General features: G+C 34.9%; 17 protein-coding genes and 1 pseudogene. 7 read left to right on the plus strand and 11 right to left on the minus strand.

Features of this window, described 5'->3' with window-relative positions; all coding sequences use genetic code 11:
- The first annotated feature begins 2 nt into the window (after positions 1 to 2).
- From arsD to ACFX4E_RS27255, 4 genes are all read left to right on the plus strand, one after another.
- The gene (gene arsD / locus ACFX4E_RS27240) at positions 3 to 371 is read left to right on the plus strand and encodes an arsenite efflux transporter metallochaperone ArsD (protein WP_047751969.1); all 369 of its coding nucleotides are present in this window, start codon (positions 3 to 5) and stop codon (positions 369 to 371) included.
- Positions 372 to 384: 13 nt separating this feature from the next.
- Positions 385 to 2157 carry an arsenical pump-driving ATPase gene (gene arsA / locus ACFX4E_RS27245; protein ID WP_377259817.1) on the plus strand — a complete coding sequence of 591 codons (1773 nt, stop codon included), beginning with the start codon at positions 385 to 387 and terminating at the stop codon, positions 2155 to 2157.
- A gap of 64 nt (positions 2158 to 2221) precedes the next feature.
- Positions 2222 to 2650: a protein-tyrosine phosphatase family protein gene (locus ACFX4E_RS27250; RefSeq protein ID WP_047751967.1), complete on the plus strand. Its 429-nt coding sequence runs from the start codon at positions 2222 to 2224 to the stop codon at positions 2648 to 2650.
- A gap of 34 nt (positions 2651 to 2684) precedes the next feature.
- On the plus strand, positions 2685 to 2969 hold the full coding sequence (locus ACFX4E_RS27255; protein WP_047751966.1) for a HesB/IscA family protein: 285 nt from the start codon (positions 2685 to 2687) through the stop codon (positions 2967 to 2969).
- 575 nt (positions 2970 to 3544) lie between these two features.
- Here ACFX4E_RS27255 and ACFX4E_RS27260 read toward each other — a convergent pair.
- The gene (locus ACFX4E_RS27260; RefSeq protein WP_165574757.1) at positions 3545 to 3715 is read right to left on the minus strand and encodes a hypothetical protein; all 171 of its coding nucleotides are present in this window, start codon (positions 3713 to 3715) and stop codon (positions 3545 to 3547) included.
- A gap of 332 nt (positions 3716 to 4047) precedes the next feature.
- Positions 4048 to 5139: a YsnF/AvaK domain-containing protein gene (locus tag ACFX4E_RS27265; protein ID WP_377259823.1), complete on the minus strand. Its 1092-nt coding sequence runs from the start codon at positions 5137 to 5139 to the stop codon at positions 4048 to 4050.
- Positions 5140 to 5465: 326 nt separating this feature from the next.
- Here ACFX4E_RS27265 and ACFX4E_RS27270 point away from each other — a divergent pair, with 326 nt between their 5' ends.
- Both ACFX4E_RS27270 and ACFX4E_RS27275 read left to right on the plus strand, forming a co-directional pair.
- Positions 5466 to 5777: a hypothetical protein gene (locus ACFX4E_RS27270; protein ID WP_377259826.1), complete on the plus strand. Its 312-nt coding sequence runs from the start codon at positions 5466 to 5468 to the stop codon at positions 5775 to 5777.
- A 164-nt stretch (positions 5778 to 5941) separates the two neighbouring features.
- A pseudogene (locus tag ACFX4E_RS27275) lies at positions 5942 to 6094 on the plus strand (DUF8096 family protein).
- A 472-nt stretch (positions 6095 to 6566) separates the two neighbouring features.
- On the opposite strand, the gene ACFX4E_RS27280 reads toward ACFX4E_RS27275, so the two are convergent.
- From ACFX4E_RS27280 to hutP, 8 genes are all read right to left on the minus strand, one after another.
- A complete protein-coding gene (locus tag ACFX4E_RS27280) occupies positions 6567 to 6839 on the minus strand; it encodes a GlsB/YeaQ/YmgE family stress response membrane protein (protein ID WP_028408939.1) in 273 nt (90 codons plus the stop codon).
- A gap of 385 nt (positions 6840 to 7224) precedes the next feature.
- The gene (locus ACFX4E_RS27285; protein WP_028408940.1) at positions 7225 to 7704 is read right to left on the minus strand and encodes a site-2 protease family protein; all 480 of its coding nucleotides are present in this window, start codon (positions 7702 to 7704) and stop codon (positions 7225 to 7227) included.
- A gap of 830 nt (positions 7705 to 8534) precedes the next feature.
- Positions 8535 to 9869 carry an MFS transporter gene (locus tag ACFX4E_RS27290; protein WP_377259829.1) on the minus strand — a complete coding sequence of 445 codons (1335 nt, stop codon included), beginning with the start codon at positions 9867 to 9869 and terminating at the stop codon, positions 8535 to 8537.
- A gap of 106 nt (positions 9870 to 9975) precedes the next feature.
- Positions 9976 to 10959, minus strand: a complete 984-nt coding sequence (locus tag ACFX4E_RS27295; RefSeq protein WP_098333959.1) for an agmatinase family protein — start codon at positions 10957 to 10959, stop codon at positions 9976 to 9978.
- Positions 10934 to 12229 carry an imidazolonepropionase gene (hutI, locus tag ACFX4E_RS27300; RefSeq protein WP_377239038.1) on the minus strand — a complete coding sequence of 432 codons (1296 nt, stop codon included), beginning with the start codon at positions 12227 to 12229 and terminating at the stop codon, positions 10934 to 10936. Before hutI ends, ACFX4E_RS27295 begins: the two co-directional genes overlap by 26 nt.
- Before the next feature lie 19 nt (positions 12230 to 12248).
- Positions 12249 to 13907: a urocanate hydratase gene (gene hutU, locus ACFX4E_RS27305; protein ID WP_377259832.1), complete on the minus strand. Its 1659-nt coding sequence runs from the start codon at positions 13905 to 13907 to the stop codon at positions 12249 to 12251.
- 217 nt (positions 13908 to 14124) lie between these two features.
- Positions 14125 to 15636, minus strand: coding sequence for a histidine ammonia-lyase (gene hutH, locus ACFX4E_RS27310; RefSeq protein ID WP_028408944.1), 1512 nt, complete (start codon positions 15634 to 15636; stop codon positions 14125 to 14127).
- A 309-nt stretch (positions 15637 to 15945) separates the two neighbouring features.
- Positions 15946 to 16410, minus strand: a complete 465-nt coding sequence (gene hutP / locus ACFX4E_RS27315; RefSeq protein ID WP_028408945.1) for a histidine utilization transcription antiterminator HutP — start codon at positions 16408 to 16410, stop codon at positions 15946 to 15948.
- Positions 16411 to 17046: 636 nt separating this feature from the next.
- On the opposite strand from hutP, the gene ACFX4E_RS27320 reads away from it, so the two are divergent.
- Positions 17047 to 18480 carry an amino acid permease gene (locus tag ACFX4E_RS27320; RefSeq protein ID WP_043981759.1) on the plus strand — a complete coding sequence of 478 codons (1434 nt, stop codon included), beginning with the start codon at positions 17047 to 17049 and terminating at the stop codon, positions 18478 to 18480.
- A 410-nt stretch (positions 18481 to 18890) separates the two neighbouring features.
- Here ACFX4E_RS27320 and ACFX4E_RS27325 read toward each other — a convergent pair whose 3' ends face one another.
- Positions 18891 to 19577, minus strand: a complete 687-nt coding sequence (locus tag ACFX4E_RS27325) for an MBL fold metallo-hydrolase (protein ID WP_377259835.1) — start codon at positions 19575 to 19577, stop codon at positions 18891 to 18893.
- Positions 19578 to 19835: the final 258 nt, after the last annotated feature.

The raw sequence follows: 19835 nt of genomic DNA on the forward strand, positions 1-19835 counted from the left end.
TTATGAAGAAAGTAGAGATTTTTGATCCAGCTATGTGTTGTTCAACAGGTGTTTGTGGTCCTAGTGTTGATCCTGAATTAACAAGGGTGGCTTCAGCTGTATTCGCCTTGGAGAAAAAAGGGTTCGATATTACACGTTATAACTTAACAAGCGAACCAAATAAGTTCGTTGATCAAGTAGCAGTTAATAAGATTCTTATGAGTAAAGGTCCAGATGCTTTACCAGTGGTATTAGTGGATGGTGAAGTAGAGAAAACTGGAAGCTACCCAACCAATGAAGAATTTGCTGAATGGTTTGGTGTTAAAACTGAAGAATTAAAGAGCGAAAAACCACGCATGTCGATCAAATTAAATATTAATAATCCAAAATAGGGAGGTAAAAGAAATGTTCAAATCTTTTCAACCCGAAAAAATGGTTCAAACACCCTTTTTATTTTTTACAGGTAAAGGCGGTGTTGGCAAAACATCCATAGCATGTGCTGTAGCTGTTTCGTTAGCAGATAACGGTCATAAAGTACTGATTGTTAGTACAGATCCTGCTTCAAATTTACAAGATGTATTTGAAATTGACTTGAGAAACGAGCCAATTGAGATACCGATGGTGAAAAATTTATATGCTTGTAACCTGGACCCTGAAGAAGCAGCAAAAACATACCGTGAGAAAGTCGTAGGACCTTATCGTGGAAAACTCCCTGATGCTGTTGTTTCTACTATGGAAGAACAATTATCTGGAGCTTGTACGGTAGAGATTGCTGCATTTGATGAGTTTACAAATTTACTTGCTAATGAAGAAATGGTCAACCAGTTTGATTATATTCTTTTTGATACAGCGCCAACAGGGCATACACTTCGCTTGTTACAATTGCCAAGTGCATGGACTGGTTTCTTAGATGAAAGTACACATGGAGCTTCTTGTTTAGGGCCTTTATCAGGTCTAGATGAAAAGAGAGGTTTATACGCAAAAACGGTAGAAGCTTTATCAAATCCGGATCAGACGACTTTAATATTAGTGGCTCGGCCCGATGTTTCTTCTCTAGAAGAGGCAAATAGAGCTTCAAAAGAATTAAAAGATATTGGCATTTTAAATCAAAACTTAATTGTGAATGGGTTAATGAGTCAATATGTACAAGGCGATGAAATATCTACTGCTTTTTATACTCGACAACAAGAATCATTAAAGAAAGTGCCAGAAGAACTTCAACAAATGGTTATGTATTCAGTGCCTTACGTATCTTACCCTTTAACGGGTATTAATTATTTACGTCGTTTGTTTAAATCAGAGACATTACCAGAAACCGAAATTAAAAATGTAGAGCTTTCTCCAGAAAAGTTAACCGAGTTTAAAGATGTTGTAGAAGACTTCTCTAAAAATGGAACAAAAGTTATTTTCACAATGGGTAAAGGCGGTGTTGGTAAAACAACAGTAGCATCTGCCATTGCAGTAGGACTAGTTGAAAAAGGCCATCGTGTTCATTTAACTACCACAGATCCTGCAGCCCATTTAGATTTTATTTTTAGTAATAGTGAAGCAAAGGAATTACTAAGCATCAGTCGAATTGACCCTAAAGCTGAAGTAGATGCTTATAAAAAAGAAGTACTTACAAAAGCTAGTGAGGAACTTGATGAAGATGGCATTGCTTATATTCAAGAAGACTTAAATTCACCATGTACAGAAGAAATTGCTGTGTTTCGAGCTTTTGCGGATGTGGTAGCTAAGTCAAATGATGAAATTGTAGTCATTGATACAGCACCAACTGGTCATACGTTGCTTTTACTTGATGCTAGCGAGTCTTATCATAGAGAATTGGAAAAAGCTACAGGAGAGGTTCCAGAAAGCGTTAAAACGTTACTGCCACGTTTACGTAATCCAAAAGAAACGAGTGTAGTTATTGTAACTCTTGCAGAAGCAACGCCAGTATTAGAAGCGAATCGTCTTCAGGAAGACTTGAAACGTGCTGAAATTACGCCAAAATGGTGGGTTATCAACCAAAGTCTGTACGCAACAGATACAAAGGATGCTATTTTAAAGGGAAGATCACAAGCTGAAAAAGCATGGATTAAGAAAATAAAGAATGAATTAACATCTAATTGTGCTATTATTCCCTGGCAACCAGAAGAGAAAATCGGTTACGAAAAAGTCAAAGAGTATATTCAATAATTCAAAGTGGGAAGTAACCTGTTTTAATAATGATTCAGACATTAAAATTATAGAGGTGGACAACATGAATAACAAAAATTATCAATCATTAATTGACAATCGTATTTTTATTGGTGGTGCAGCTGATGTAAAAGAAATAATGAAAAATGATAAAGTAGATGTGATTTATGACTTACGTGCAGAATCATTAGAACATGATGCTCCAGAAGTACGTGTTCATACGCCAATTGTAGATGATGCAGAAAACCAAGATGAATCTATTGAAAATGCAATTAATGAAGTAATAAAATCGTACAAGGAAGGGAAGAAGATTTACTTCCATTGTGCAGGAGGAAGTAATCGTACTGGTACGATTGCAATTGGAACTCTGTTAGCACTTGGAGAAGCTGATTCCATTGCAGAAGCCGAAGAAAAAGCAAAAGCAGCTCGTGCTAAAATTAATGTAAAACCTGAAATGAAAGCTTCACTTCAACGTTTATTTCCAGAAGCTTAACCAATAAATATAATTGAAGATAGGGAGAGATTAGATGAATATCACAGATGGAGCTAAAAAGATGTTAGAAGATGTATTCGCTGAACAAGGAGCTAAAGGCATTCGTTTTTACTCTGAAGGTGCTGGATGCTGTGGACCTCAAGTCGGTTTATCATTAGACGAACCTACTGAGGATGATACAGTCCAAGAAATTAACGGTATTCAAGTAGCTATTGAAAATACAGTACTATCTACAACTCAAGGGCTTACACTTGATGTTCAAGAAGGTCCTCAAGGTGCAGGATTTGTTTTGGTAGGAATGGATAACAGCTGTTGTTAATTAAATAATTAACTTTAAAACTGTAGAATATATGTGGTAAAAAGAGAAGGTTAAAATCTTCTCTTTTTTATTTACCTTTGTTTACTTCTTTTTAGGACCTAGAAGATACAATTCGTTATGCTGCCAGTGATTCTCATTACGTTCTACTTCAATTTTTGATACAACTTTAGATCTCCCATTCAGTTGATGAAAAATATACGCGACTAAGCCACGTTCCAACATATAAAGAAGAGCATATATTTTATAAACATCTAATGATCACCTGCTGCTGTATAGTTTCTTTTTATTTCTATGAGTAGACAGGCAAAATTGTGGGTTTTAATATAAATTTAAATTTTTTATATCTCAATTTCAAAAGTATTCTTAAAAAATTGAGATATAAAAAAGCGCAGTCTAAGACACTCAAACGATTTTACTCTATCTATAAACTAACTCTATGCACTTACTATTATATTGGACCATAAAATGCCCCCTTTCTCCTGAAATAAATTGGTTCCTAGAATTTATCTTATGTAAACTAAAAGAAGAAATAAGGCAAACCCTACTCATTTCTGAGTTAGGTTTGTAATTTTTATTTATACATGTAACTGCTGATTAACTAATCTCTTTACTCTCTCATAAGCTTTGACCTCACCTTGGTAAAAACACGCACTGTTCCAGTCTTCTCTTTTCTCCGCATCCTTTCTCCACGCATCAGATTGTTCTAGTAACTTATCAATGTATTCAATAAATTTCTTTCGCTCCATTCAATCACCTTCTTTTATCAAATTTGGAAATATTTTTAAGATATTTTGATAAGTAATATTTCTAGAATTTAGGGAGAATACCTGTTGAAATTTGATATAATCTCTAGGACTTTTAGGAATAAAAGAAATGACCTCCAGTAATGAAAGTCATTTCTTTTATTTTATTACCTGTTTATGCTCATTTTGATGGGTTATTTTAATTCTTTTTGATTTTAAAAACATTACTTATGTTAATTTAAAGAAAAATAAAAAAAGCTGCCAATACAGCTAGGCAGCCCTTCCTTAAATATCCCTAATTATTCTCTTTGCTATAAACCATAGAGGAGATATACTTATTTCTTTTGCTTGTTTGTTGATTTCTCATTATTCTTCCCTTTTTCAGAAGTAGTAATATCCGTATCTTCAATATGACTTTCTGGTTTCTGATTGTTTACTGAGGCTGTGACCTCTTCAATCTCTTTGATAACAGGAGAAGTTGTCACTTTAAGTTGAGCTTCTTGTTTCTTATCGGCTGAAAGTTTAACTTTTTCCTCTTTTGAAGCATCAGAAGCAATTGCAGCTACAACTTCTTGGTAACTTTGATCTACGTGATTATCCATGTTTTGATAGATTTCAGAGTCAGCAAGTTCAGGAATCGCGGGGAGTTCTGACTGTTCAATTTTTGCTTCTTCCTTTAGAACAGTATCCTTCATCTCTTTAATCTCTTGAATTTTACGCTTACCAATGATGACTTCTTCCACAACTACAGGCCTCTTGGTTACTTCAACTCGCTCCTCCATAATAGGAATACGAATAATCTCGTTCTCTGTCAATGGGCTACCATCATACTGACCGTCTATGACCGGGCGGCGTTCTACGTAGACTTCCTCACGCATAACTGGAACCTGGATAGTTCGTAGTTCTTCTACAATTTCCTTACGAAGTTGTATTTCCCCAGCCTGAACTCGCTCTTTCCTTACATTAAGTTGCTCTTCACGAAGTAGCACTGACCTATGCCCCTCTGTCTCGTATGGAGACTCCCTAACCGTAGTATATGAAGGAATTGTTTGAGTTTCATCCACATCAATTAGGACAAGGATTTTCCCTTCCTTTACATCCATTTCACACTGTTTTGCAGTAAAGTTTTGAATCCCCATTCTAACAAGTTTTGAAGTTAGGCCACCAGCTTGGGTAGTAGAAATCATTCCACCTGTCATCATGGTAAGAAAGCTGTCCATCATCACACTTGCCAACGAACTTACAGCTGGTGTTCCAACTTCTATCATTACATTCGTCTCAGTCCCTAACTGTAAAGTATTATTGCTATCCTTTGCTACTACTAATATGTCTGTTTCACGATACCCCTGATGTTTTAACCCCTTAATTGCATGTATCGCTTCTTGCTCCGAATGAAAAGTCCCTGCAACTCGTTTTCTCGTTCCCATTTTCCCATCCCCTTAAATTTTAATTAAACGAAAACTTCTTTTCACATTTAATTCCATCCTTATTGTGTATATCATGTACCCAGTGGGTTTCTATTTAAAACTTAATACGAATGACTATGTAAATGACCCCTAAATTATAAAATGTAGAAAGATGAAGTAGAGGCAATATCCATATTCGGGAAAACTTTAGAGTTTTTATTGAAAAAGAACGTTTGTTCGTATATAATATGAAAAAAGGAAAACCTCATATTTTTCCTTAATTGAAACATATAGGATATTTAATACAGAGATAATTTACAATTAGTTTTCATGGGGGAGAAAAAGCGATGAATTCTACATACCATCATTTAAAAGATACAAAAAAAGAAGAAGGGCAAAAAGAATTACTTGAGAGAAACCTAGAAGCTCATAGAAGTAGAAGATGGGTAACCAACTCTATTTACGCTATGTCACTACTTGGAGTCGTACTTTGTTTCTATTTTCATGTACCAAAGGCTGCAATTATTACTCTAATCTTATTTTTGATATGTGCAACTAGCGAAATACTGTATAGAGCGTTAGATAAAAAGATAGAACTACGGTTAAAACGGAGTAAACAGGAGAAAAGAAAGATCATATTTAAAGGAAATAAATCCTAACAGCTTTTCTATAAATTCCTTTCTGCTATACAGATTTGAAATTATTTTTCACATGATAACGAAGAAGAAAGAGTTAGCTTCGTTATAGAATAAAGTAAAAAAGGAGTTCTTTAACTACTCAAGGCCTGCTTTTTTACTTTATAGAAGAGAAAGAGTAGCAAAAAATCATCCTTGATAAAGTTTATGACTATGCTGAATTTCCCAATAAAGTTAGTGGCCGTTGCGATAACTGCAACTAAGCTTACTTCAAAAGCTCCGTAAAAGCTGGCGTTTTCTTACGTGAATGTAGAGATCGTGGTATGAAGAAGAGTATATAAAATATAAATATATGATAACCAGGCCTTTCAGAATTTAAAGGGGTCTTTTGTTTATGTTCAATAAGGTTGAGTAATAAATACTTCAGTTTAAGTGAGGAAGCTAATTCCTAATCTATAAAAAAAGCACATATTCTAGATCCGTTTACTTCTGACCTACTGCAGTAAAGAAGCATATCTGCACTTTATTTTTAAATATTTTCCATAATAATAAGCGACCCTATATACCGTAAACAAAGTTACTAAGGTCGCTTATACTATATTTTGATTTATTATTTTTTTGTCTGTTTCTTTATAATAAAATATCTGCAATCTCATTAACCTTTTGACAGAACTTCACTATAATTATTAATTTGATCGAACAAATAAGTAAGATAAGAATCTAGTTCAAATTGATTACCTTCAATAAAATCATATAGCATAGAATTACTGTCTTCTCTCATTTTTAGTCACTCCAATTTAAGTTTTTTCAATTTTATACATGATGACCATGATTCTTTTTTTGACCCATTTTTCTTAAAAGAAAGCTTACAATTAATACTAAAATGATTGATCCAATAATTGCTGGGATGATTGCAAAACCGCCAATGACTGGCCCCCAACTTCCCAAGATAAGACCGCCTAACCAAGAACCAATAAAGCCAGCGATAATATTACCAATAATACCTCCAGGAACGTCGCGTCCTGTAATTAAACCGGCGAGCCACCCAATAATTCCACCTACAATTAGCATCCATAGAATCTCCATTAATACTCCCCTCCTTTTAAATTGTTTAATTGACTTTACCCCTCACTAAAACTCATTAATCCTGTTATTTTTTTCCTGATTACAGATTTTCTCTTATATAAAAGGATACCTTCTCATTTGTCGACTGTTTTATGAAAAAAATAAGCGATTAGGACAAGCCCTCAGCATATAAAAAACCAGCACCTCCTATATAACCATCTACCCCTTACCTACTGAAGTAATAGCTCCTTGTTATTTTTTGAGTAGCCAGGTAAGTTTACCGCAGTAGCTACATCATAGTATCTAAAGAATTAAGACTTGATTACTAATCAGTATCTATTTCAGTACCGTTGCCGCGTTAATATACGTTGTGGATGTACAGTTTTAATTAGCCACTTTGCCTTTATTAATCCGGATTACACGTTATCTTTCCATATCTCAATGCATCATAGATAGCTCGGCCATCACTTAAACTCGTTTCTGAATATTCAAAGGGTAAGAGAGAGAAAACAATATAATAAATAGAGAAATAAACAAATTGGTAAGAAAAGAGATTCTTTGAGAGAACACCCCACATAATTAAACCATACATAAGAATTATAGACGCTAAATTAGCTATGGTACCTCCAGCATAAACACAAGCATGAGTAAACCGATTATCATACTTTAATTTTTCGTAAATACAAAAAGAGTGCAAAAAATAAATAGATTTTATTTTAATTTTTTTCCACCTAAAAATCGTTCTCCCTTGTCCAATGGTAAAATCGACCCTTCCACCTAAAATAATAGCCATAAATGAATGCCCCAGTTGATGAATAACAGACACAAGTGGAATGACAATTAAAAAAGAAAATAATAATTTCGGCATATCACTCCATCCAAACATACCTGTCTCCCCTTCATCCTAAAATAATCTTACATTTGATATTCCACATTTTCGTCTATCAAAACCGGTAATTTTATGAGGGCTGTATAAGAGAATAGTACTTTTCTATGCTTTGTGTTTATGATTTCCATTAGGTTAACTAAATAATTAAACCGGACCTTCTTTACAATAAAAAGAGCTACCTCCAAATAGAAAAAGGTAGCTTGCTCTACTCAAGAAAAAAATTACATATGTTAATCTGGTTTAAAAAATAAAAGTATTTTAACATAATAAAACACTTTTATAAAACGCTCTCATTTTTTTGTTCTATTCACTTATCTCCTTTGCTACAATGAAATTATAGGGATTAGAGTAGAAGGGTAGATGGGAGATATGAGTACAAATCTATTGATAATTTTAGGGGGTATATTTCTGACAACAGTAGCTATCACTATTTTAATTAAGATTCCGGAGGAAGATTGAACGACACTATAAAATAAAAAGTCACCTCATTCTAGTAGCATTGGAGAGTGAGGTGACTTTTTTTGATTTTGAGTTATACTTTGCGAAAGTATAAGAAAGGTTAGGTCTACTAGTAATTATAACATATTAATTGAAAGGTTGTCATACAAATTTTATTGTAGAAGAGCACCTCTGTATTCAAAAAACAGGAGTGCTCTTTAGCATGATTATAAGTATTTTTACCTTTTTGTAACTTAACAAAATATCTTTTTTAAGAAAGCATATAAACTGTTAACAACTACAAATTTTTATAGTTTTATCTTTTTGAATTCTTAGATTAACCATCTTTTTTCTTTAGAAGCTTTTGTCCTATAGAAGAATAATAGTTCTTACAATATAATGTTTTCCTCATTATGCATATCCGATATATGACTTCGTTGTCCTGGTTTCACAAATATCATAGATACCATTCCAATTATTACAGCAATGGCAGCAGCAGTAAACATAGCATTATACCCATGTGTCGCAACAAGACTTCCTGTTAGCGTAGGTGCAATAATAGTAGCTAGGTTTGCAATAAAGTGAGTTACTCCCCCAAAAGTTCCTGCTTTATTGGGCTCTGTATCAAGAACAACTGTCCAATAGATCGAATTGGGCAGGTAATTAAAGGCATTGCCTATACACATTAATAAAAGCACTGAGGTCGCGCTTCCAACCGTTGGGATTAGCATAAAACAAATAGCTGTAAAAAATAAGCAGACTACTGTGAACCAAGATCTAGCTATACGCAAATTTCCTGTTTTCTCACGTAATTTATCCGAAATTTCCCCTCCTACTAATCCTGTAACAATAGCACCTACCCATGGAATCATACCTATATACGAAAGAGATGCTAAAGAATAATTAAATTCATCTTGCAGATATTTTGGAGTCCAAGTTAGTAATAGGATATTGACATACAAAAATGAAAAGTAACCAATAGCGTTCATTACTAATGTAGGGTTTTTAAAAAAATAATACCAAGGAACATTTTGAGGGTTTGTATTATCTAATTGTAATTCACCTTTTATTAAATTATCTGTGCTTCGAATTTTTTGAAGTTCAATTTTTGAAACTCTCGAATGATCTTCAGGTAAATTTGTAAATATTTTTCTCCATATTAATACCCAAATAAAACCTAATAGGCCAAGAATAATAAATGTTATCTTCCAATTAGTGACTGTGAGAAGACCCACTACGATAGGTGCCGTGACCAATGCTCCAATTGGAGTGCCAACTAAGCCAAGTGCTACAGAAAAACCTTTTTCTTTTGGAGACACCCAATTTGCCATTGTTCGGTTCATTGTAGATAAAGTAGGCCCTTCAGCCAGACCAAATAAAACACGAAATACCGCAAAACCTGCTAATGCAGAACCCCCAAAAAACGCTGCACCTATGTGACCAGCAAATATAGTGCCAATTTCAAATATTGACCATGTAGTTCCAGCAAGAATCCACATAAACTTAGGACCTTTCTTATCTGCTAATGCTCCTCCAAATAGTGCTCCGAAAATATAACCATAGCCAAAATAACCCAAAATTGCTCCCCAGCTTACTGGATTTAAGTTGAATTCTTGAATAATTTCAGCCTGAGCGTATGAAAGTGCTCCTCTATCTATGTAATTTATGATGGTTATAATAACAATCATAAAAATAATAAAGTAGCGATAATTATTTTTCACCAATTATTTCTCTCCTCTCTCATTTGGTCACTCTTCTTACTGAGATAGAAAGCTTCATAATAAATGTCTAGAAATTTGGCACTTTCAAAAGAATAAGGAGGTCAATATTTTATTTCCTACTTGCAAAGCCTGTTAAAAAATTTAAGAATACATGAACTCCTGCTTTAATAGTAATTCCTGATTTATCACGTAAGGGATCTAAACATACAATATCCATCGCTTGGACTAATGGGTGTGAACCAGCAATATATATCGCTTCGAACAATTCATCGGTTCTCATTCCTCCTGTAGTTCCTGCTGGTACACCAGGGGCATAAGCGATATCAAGAACATCCATATCTACTGTAAGATAAATGGCATCCACTTTCTTAGCTAAATCGTCTAAGGCTTTTTCAACTGTATTAGAGATTCCTGTTTTTCTAGCTTGAAGTAAGGTCACGTAATTAACCTTGTGGGTATCTGCATACTCTTTGAGAGATTTAGAGTTATAAAACCCATGCAGGCCAATATTCCAAACGTTTTTGCCTTCAACGTTACCACTCTCAATTAGGTTTCGAATGGGCGTTCCATTTGATGGTCCGTTATCTTCTAAACTGCGTAAATCGAAATGTGTATCGAATTGAAGAATGCCTATACGTTGTTCTGGATGCGACTCTTTCCAGCCTTTTACTAACATAGCCGTAATCGAATGATCTCCCCCTAACATGATAGGCAGTGTATGGGGGTGATATTTCCGCATTGAAATCATTGCTTCTTTAATATACTGATGAGAAAGTGAAATATCTGTTACATGCTGTTTGACATCGCCTAAATCTAAAACCGATAAGGAGGTCAAATCCGTATCATATTCAATGTGATACGGATTAAACGATTTCCATAGTTGCCTCATGGCAAGGGGTGTTTCACTTGCCCCTGAGGCACTAATAGAAGATCTCGAAAGAGGGACTCCCAAAACGGTTACATCTACAGCTTGAAAATCTATTTCATCTTGCACTTCAAAAGTCTTGATCCAATCACTTACCTTAGGTTCAGTTGAACGCTGTCTTTCCCAATGAAAAGAGGGACGATTAAGTTGTGGGTACGGGTACGTCACGTAAAACCCCACCTTCCACAATCACTTGTCCTTTTTTAATCACAGTATCTACAAGGTTCACTGCATAGTTATATTGCAACGTTTGATAATTTGGTGCATCAAATAAAACAAGGTCCCCTTTCTTTCCTACTTCGATACTCCCAACTTCATCAGCTCTTCCAATGGCATGAGCTGCATTAATTGTACATGCTGTTAGGACTTCGGCTGGCGTCATCTTCATCGTAAGACATGCTAGATTCATAATAAAAGGTAATGATTCAGTAGGTGATGACCCTGGGTTACGATCAGTTGAAAGGGCAACCGGAACTCCAGCTTCAATCATCTTTCTTGCATTCGCAGGCTTCTCCATTAAAAAGAACGCTGTACCTGGCAACAAGACTGCAATAACCCCACTTTTAGCCATTTGTTTAATACCTTCATCGGATGCCTGTAATAAATGGTCGGCTGAAACAGCCCCTACTTTTGCTGCAAGTTCTGCACCGCCAAATTGAACAATTTCATCTGCATGTATTTTTGGCTTTAATCCGTAGACTTTTCCTGCCTCAAGAATTTGCTCCGACTGTTCAACTGTAAAGACTCCTTCTTCACAAAAAACATCGCAAAACTCAGCTAAATTTTCTTCTGCAACTCTTGGAATCATTTCCTCTATCACTAAACGAACAAATTCGTCTGGGTTTTCTTTATATTCAACGGGAACAGCATGAGCTCCCATGAAGGTAGAAATTAAATCAACAGGGTGTTTTTCGTGTAGCTTTTTTGCTGCTCGTAGCTGTTTCAATTCATCTTCCAGTGTCAAACCATATCCACTTTTCGCTTCAACCGTCGTAACTCCATATTGTAGAAAACGATTCAGACGTTTAGAGGTTTCTTGGATCAGTTGTTCTTCTGTAGCTTCTCTTGTACTTGTTGTTGTTTGAAGAATTCCTCCGCCTGCTTTTAGGATATCAATATATTTAGCTCCGTTTAATCGCATCTCTAGTTCCTTTTCACGACTGCCCCCAAACACAATGTGAGTATGAGCATCAATTAGACCTGGAGTAACAATCTTTCCTGAAGCATCAATCGTATTTATATGTCCATTCAAAGTATGAACATAGCGTTCTGCTTCAACATCTGATCCAACAAATGTAATCAACCCATTTTCCACTACAACACTACCATGTTCGATAATACCGATATCGGACATATCTTGAGCGCGTTTTGGTTCTTTAGTTCCGCCCCTAACTGTAATCAGTTGTGAAGCACATTTAATATACGTAATACATGACATAATGCTCACTCCTTTTCTTTTAGTCTAATGTTGGAATGTTCATGCCCTTTTCTTTGGCAGTTTGAATGGCTAATTCATAGCCTGCATCTAAATGACGAACTACGCCCATACCAGGATCTGTTGTTAATACGCGTTCAATACGTTTAGCCGCATCTTCCGTACCATCTGCTACTACGACCATACCTGCGTGAAGAGAATATCCCATGCCTACGCCACCACCATGGTGAACAGATACCCAACTTGCCCCTGCGGCTGTATTAACTAGTGCATTTAAAATAGGCCAATCTGCTACAGCATCACTGCCGTCTCTCATCGCTTCTGTTTCGCGGTTTGGTGAAGCAACAGATCCCGCGTCTAAATGATCTCTACCAATAACAATAGGTGCTGAAAGTTCTCCAGATGCAACCATTTCATTAATGATTTTTCCAAATCGTGCACGTTCTCCATATCCTAACCAACAGATACGTGCCGGTAATCCTTGAAATTCAATTTTTTCTCTCGCCATTTTAATCCAGTTACAAAGATGGGTATTATATGAGAATTCACGTAAAATAACTTCGTCTGTTTTATAAATATCTTCTGGATCACCTGATAAAGCTACCCAACGGAAAGGTCCTTTTCCTTCACAGAATTGAGGACGGATATAAGCAGGTACAAAACCTGGAAAGTTGAACGCGTCTTTTACGCCTTCATCTAACGCTACTTGACGAATATTATTTCCGTAGTCGAAAGCAATGGCTCCTTCTTTCTGCATATCTAACATAGCCTGAACATGAACAGCCATACTCGCCTTAGACTTCCTTACATACTCTTCAGGGTTTTCAGTACGTAATACTTCCCCTTGCTCTAAGGTAAAGCCTACTGGAAGATATCCATTTAATGGATCATGTGCGGATGTCTGATCTGTTACAATATCTGGAATAAATCCACGTTTAATCATTTGAGGAAGTACTTCAGCTGCGTTTCCAACCAAACCAATTGAGAGCGCTTTTCCTGAGTCCTTTGCTTCTTGTGCTAGAGCAATGGCATCATCTAGGCTTTCTAACATAACGTCACAATAGCGTGTTTCAATTCGTTTTTCAATACGTGTTCGGTCAACATCAATTCCAATGACTACGCCCCCTGCCATTGTAACAGCTAATGGCTGAGCGCCTCCCATGCCTCCTAATCCAGCTGTTACGGTAATGGTACCTTCGAGACTACCATTAAAATGTTGTTTCGCACATTCAGCAAATGTTTCATACGTACCTTGTACAATTCCTTGACTTCCAATATAAATCCAGCTACCGGCTGTCATTTGCCCATACATCATTAATCCTCTTTTATCGAGTTCATGGAATTTTTCCCAATTTGCAAAGGCCGGAACAATATTGGAGTTAGCTAAGAGTACACGTGGTGCATCTTTATGAGTTTTAAAAACAGCTACTGGTTTTCCAGACTGTACTAATAATGTTTCATCCTCTTCTAGATCTTTCAAAGTGGCTACGATACGATCGAATGCATCCCAATTTCGAGCTGCCTTCCCTATTCCCCCATATACAACTAGTTTCTCCGGATGTTCTGCTACTTCTGGATCTAAATTGTTCATTAACATACGAAGAACTGCCTCTTGTACCCAACCTTTTGTATTTAATTCCTTTCCATGAGGCGCCTTAATTACTTTTTGTTCAGTAGTCATATTTCTTCCCCCTATAAATAAATTCAAATAATTTTAAACTGTTTTTTAAAATTTATTCTCATAGATAATTACTTGTAATCTGTCCATATTTCATACGGGTTTACTTTACGCAGGAAATCTCGTAAATCTTTATAATTGAGAAAAAGAAAGATTGATACCCTAATATTTTAATAAGTTTATGCTAGAGTTTTATAATAAAAACGACTTTACACGTTCATTAACGTACCATTTCGTAATTAACTTCTTTTACAACCCCTTTTAAATCAGCAGCCAATTTTTCAATATCACGTGAGAAGATTCGATCTTTTGTAATTGTTGGAACAGATTTTCTAATTCTTGAATAAAGTTTCGTTGTTTCTGGAGCTAACTTACTTACACCTCTAATATCAGCAGCCTGAGCAGCACAGATAGCTTCGATGGCAAGTACCCTTCTACTATTTTGAATAATTTGATAAGCATGGCGAGCAGCAGTTGTTCCCATACTCACATGATCTTCTTGATTAGCAGAAGATGGAATAGAGTCTACACTAGAAGGATGAGCTAATGTCTTATTTTCCGAAACTAATGAAGCAGCAGCATATTGAGTAATCATTAAGCCTGATTGAAGACCAGGGTCAGGACTTAAAAATGCCGGTAAATCACTTAGTTGGGGATTCACCAATCGTTCGATACGTCTTTCAGAAATATTTCCTACTTCAGACATTGCAATTCCAAGAAAGTCCATCGCAAAAGCAATAGGTTGACCATGAAAGTTTCCACCGGAGATAACATTTCCACTGTCCGAGAAGATTAGTGGATTATCGGTTGCTGAGTTTATCTCAATCGATAGTTTCTCTTTTACATAATTTAAAACTTGTTGAATAGCACCATGGACTTGCGGGATGCATCGTAATGAATACGCATCTTGAACTCGAATTTGTCCTTGAGTAGTTGTTAGTTGACTACCGTCAAGGTAAGAAAGAATTCGTTCAGCCACTTGTTTCTGTTCAGGGTAAGGTCTTACAGAATGAGATTCTGGTGTGAAAGCGTCAACAATTCCTTGTAAACCTTCTAATGTTAGGGAAGCAATTCCATCTGAAAGGTCAGCTAACTTTTGAGCCTCCATATAAGCAACCACACCTACAGCAGTCATGGCTTGGGTTCCATTGATTAAAGCAAGCCCTTCCTTAGCTTGCAATTTGATTGGTTGAAGACCTGCTAATTTCAATGCTTCTGCACCTGACATTTTTTCACCATTAAAGACGGCTTCGCCTTCTCCAACTAATAATAGGGCTAAGTGCGATAGAGGAGCTAGGTCACCACTTGCTCCTAGCGATCCTTGACTAGGAATAACTGGAACGATATTTTGATTTAAACAATCTATTAATAACTGAAGTGTTTCTAGACGAATTCCTGAATAGCCTTTCGCTAATGCATTAGCTCTTAGAAGTAACATAACCTGGCTTACTTCTATAGGAAATGGCTCTCCAAGCCCACAAGCATGACTTCGAATTAAATTGATTTGTAAGTCAGCTAAATCATCCTTCGAAATTACTGTGTCACTGAATTTTCCAAATCCTGTGTTCACACCGTAAATTACCTTGTTATTGGTAATGCTATCCTCCACTAAAGCTCTACTTCTTTTGATATTTTCTAGAGCGTGGTCACTAATTTTAACAGAATAACCTTCATAAATAACTTGATGAATTTGTTCATACGTTAATGAGTTACCGTCTATTTGAACAAACATTCTAATCACTCCTCTTTAAATTAAAAAATCTTATTTTTTTGAACATAAAAAGGGGCTATATCAAAAAAGAAACAAATCTTTTTTGATATAGCCCCCTATAAACTAAACTGAATAAACTATGGGCTTTAAATACAATTTTGAATATCTAAAACAAACATAACTAACAATTCTAAATGAATCTATACTTTAAGGTCTAAAGCTTAAAGCAACTAATGTATCTGAAACTAGTATCTCTTTATCTGAATAATTTGTCAATTATTTTTTGAAAAATTTAAAATTATTTATTTAAATTACCTTGAATAGAGTTTTTTAGATATGGTTGAACCCAAAACCTAATGCATCATGTTCAAACCCTTTTTTGGGAGCCCCTATAGTTCCATAGACACATACACTAATCCATTCTCCACCATAACCAGAGGAGTCAATATTTCCTCTAACAATTGAAAAAGTTAAACCAACTGTACGTAAAATATCTCCTAACTGTAAAGTCCCTCTACTTACTCCCTGAATTGCTTCCAATATGGCATGATAAAGAGCATGGACTTCCCTATACGAATTAGCATTTATAATATGGTTATTTTTAGCACTTGTTTCAACAGCAGCAACTACTTTTGATAGCTCCATAGCCCCAACTTTTCCAACTGTATAGTTATAACCCCTTGAGTCCAGTTCTTGTTCAACTTCTTTCACCAGTTCAGTATTATGCAAGAGAACCAATAAAGAAGTTAACTTACCCATTGAAAAATTATTCTTTTGTTTAACCTGATTGCTCATAAGATGTTCCCCCTTTGTTCTTCCCTTACTACTAGATTAGTATATACTGAAGAGTATATTAGGTGTCAACCTAGCCTTTGGTAGCGCATACATTTCTGCATTGACAACTATTTATTCGGTAGATATACTAAATATAATTCTGAAAATTCTAGATAATATAGCCTTTAGTGGATGAATTAAATTTTAGTTAATGGAGGATCTTAACAAAAAGATGGAAATATAAAAATGAGGTATGATGTTATTTTTTAGAATAGGGTTTTCTCCAAGAGAGTAGATCAGATACCTATCAAACTTAAAAATATTACTTATATAAGTTTATTTAGGCGTAGTTAAGCAAATAAGACAAGACTCCAATTTAGTTATTAGTTTATAGAATGGAACTTGGCAAAAAGGAAATTAGTATTTTTGCGAAGTTTTTTTGTGTTGGAAAGACTTATAGTAACTTGGAAAGAAAAGCTGGATTATATTTTTTGAGGTTTTAATAGATATTTTAAAAATCATAAAGAAACTATATTCATTCAAAACATATTTAAAATTATGTCCAACCGATCTGCTCATTTAAATTTTCAGTTTAAAGGAGAACCCTGCTTATAACATAAAAATAATTAAATCATACTATTAGGAAGAGGGTTATACATGCATAGTAAAAAAATAGAAGTATCCAATGAGCTTCAAAGAAATATGAAAAGCAGACATTTATTTATGATTTCAATCGGTGGAGTAATTGGAACAGGCCTTTTTCTAAATTCGGGTCATATTATCAATGAAGCAGGTCCTGGTGGGGCTATATTAGCTTACCTTGTTGTGGGTTTCTTAATGTACTTAGTTATGCTTTGTCTTGGTGAATTGACCGTATCTATGCCGGTGACAGGATCATTTCAAGCCTACGCAACAAAATATATAGGACCCGGAACAGGTTTTACTGTGGGATGGATGTACTGGTTAAATTGGGCAGTTACAGTAAGTGTTGAATTCACAGCATCTGGATTATTAATGCAGCGCTGGTTTCCTGATATTCCTGTTTGGGTTTGGTGTGCTATTTTTGGAACTTCTTTGTTTATCATTAACTCTCTGTCTACTCGCAGTTTTGCAGAAACAGAATTTTGGTTTTCAAGTATTAAAATCGTAACCATTTTATTATTTATTATAATTGGGGCAGGTATAATTTTTGGATTTCTTGATACTCATGGGGCAAAAAATCCAGTTCAAAGTGTTTCTACCATAATGAATAATGGAGGACTTTTTCCAAATGGATTTAGTAGTGTTTTCTTTGCCATGATTGGAGTTGTTTTTTCTTTTCAGGGAACCGAATTGATTGGTATTGCAGCTGGAGAATCTGAAAATCCACATAGGGAAATCCCTAGAGCTATTAAAAATACGGTTTGGCGAACAGTATTTTTTTATGTGATTTCCATGCTTATCCTTGTTAGTTTAGTCTCCTGGAAAAAAGCAGGATCAGTAGATAGCCCATTTGTCTATGTTTTTGACAATGTTGGGATACCGTATGCAGCAGATGTGATGAATTTTGTTATTCTCACTGCGGTTTTATCGGTTGCAAATTCAGGGTTATATGCATCCACACGAATGCTATGGGCTATGAGCCGCGAAGGGTTTGCTGGGAAATCTTTTTCAAAATTAAGCCAAAAAGGGGTACCATTACGCGCATTAAGTGTAACTTTTTTAGTAGCATGTCTATCCCTCTTAACAAGCTTCATTGCTGCTAATACTGTTTTTCTAATTTTAGTATCGATTGCTGGTCTAGCTGGCATCACTGTTTGGATGTTAACTGCCTTATCTCAATTAAATTTCCGTAAAGCGTATATTGCGGAAGGAAATGATATTAATCAATTAAACTTCCGTACACCTCTGTATCCTATTGTTCCAATTACCTGCTTTGTACTCTGTTTAGTAGTCATTGTTAGTATGGCTTTTGTTGATTCTCTTAGGGCTGCTTTATATTGCGGTCTCCCATTTGCAATTGGGTGCTATGCCTACTATTACTTACGTATTCATAAGAAAATAGATAAGGAAAAAGATACAATAATATTAAAGAGAAGTTCTGGGGAATAGACCTAGTGGGAATTATATTCTTCCTTTAATTAATGAATCATTGAATAAATCAAGATGTTTTCATTATCTCTTTTTGATTTTTTAGCAGATTTTATCCTTGGATAAGATCTGCTTTTTAATTACACTAACAAACATTATACACAAATTAATCCATCAACCCTTTTTATAAAACATGTGATTAAACTTTTTCATCTGAATATGGGTTATCTCTATATTTTTCAAAAGACCTTTATCCGTGTATTCTAAAATAAAAAGTGCCTCTGAGATTTCTTATGATATTTACCATGTGCTTCGGAACCAGATATTATGGGTATCGATTAAGACTTATGTAAACCTCGTTAATAATTTAAGATAAATCAAAAAGATAGAATAGATCCTGATAATTAGGCCTATTTTCTCTTAGTCTCCACCTATAAAGTTAATTTTCCACCGTGATAACAATAATAAGTTTCTGCTTTAAGATTTTTAATCTTTCTTAAAGACTGTTCTGCTTCTTTAATATTTAAACAAAAGTATGGATTAGCGATAGCCAATGCATGATTCTCATTAACAGCTGCATCACCCGTAATTACACTCTTTAAGCTTGGAAAATATAATGAAATATGTCCGGAAGTATGCCCTGGTGTTGCTACTACTCTACATTTGTTATCTAAAATCATATCGCCATCAAGTACCTTTTCATCAATAGAAATATGATTTAAAGTCTTTAATTGCTGTATAAACCATTTACCAAATTCAATTTTTTCATTTGACATAGTTTTGAGCATTTTCTCGGCTTGAATCAACCTTTCTGACTTCATTGCACCACTTATATATTTGGATTCGGTTTCACTAGCAATAATATTGACCCAAGGATACTTTTCTTTGAAGTCATATAAGGAACCTATATGGTCATCATCATAATGAGTAATAATTATATTCTTTAACTCCTTTATTTCATATCCTTTTTTTAAGATTTCTTTACTAATTAAAGTTAAAAAACCCGTATACCCTGTATCGACCAAGGTTAGTTCATTATTCAATATAATTAGGCTAGGATAAATGAGATTTTTTTGTCCATTAAATTCAAATTCAATTGGTAGTTCTACTATTTTCACTTTTCTCCCTCCATACTACTCATTTGTGAATCATTGGGTAATCGAATATACTCTACATTTATTTTTCGTCTCTTTCTTTCTTTTCTAATTCTTATAAATTATATCACCGTTTTTTATGTTAATTTCACATATCAATTAGATATTGAAACCCCTTATACTTTTTCTAATCATGTTAGTCACGCTAAAATTCATCTTAAAATCACATTAAAAATAGATGAAAATAGTAGAAATTTATAAATTTAGTGGTATAGTAACAGC

The organism is Priestia sp. YIM B13491 (assembly GCF_042787605.1).
Classification (GTDB): domain Bacteria; phylum Bacillota; class Bacilli; order Bacillales; family Bacillaceae_H; genus Priestia; species Priestia megaterium_E.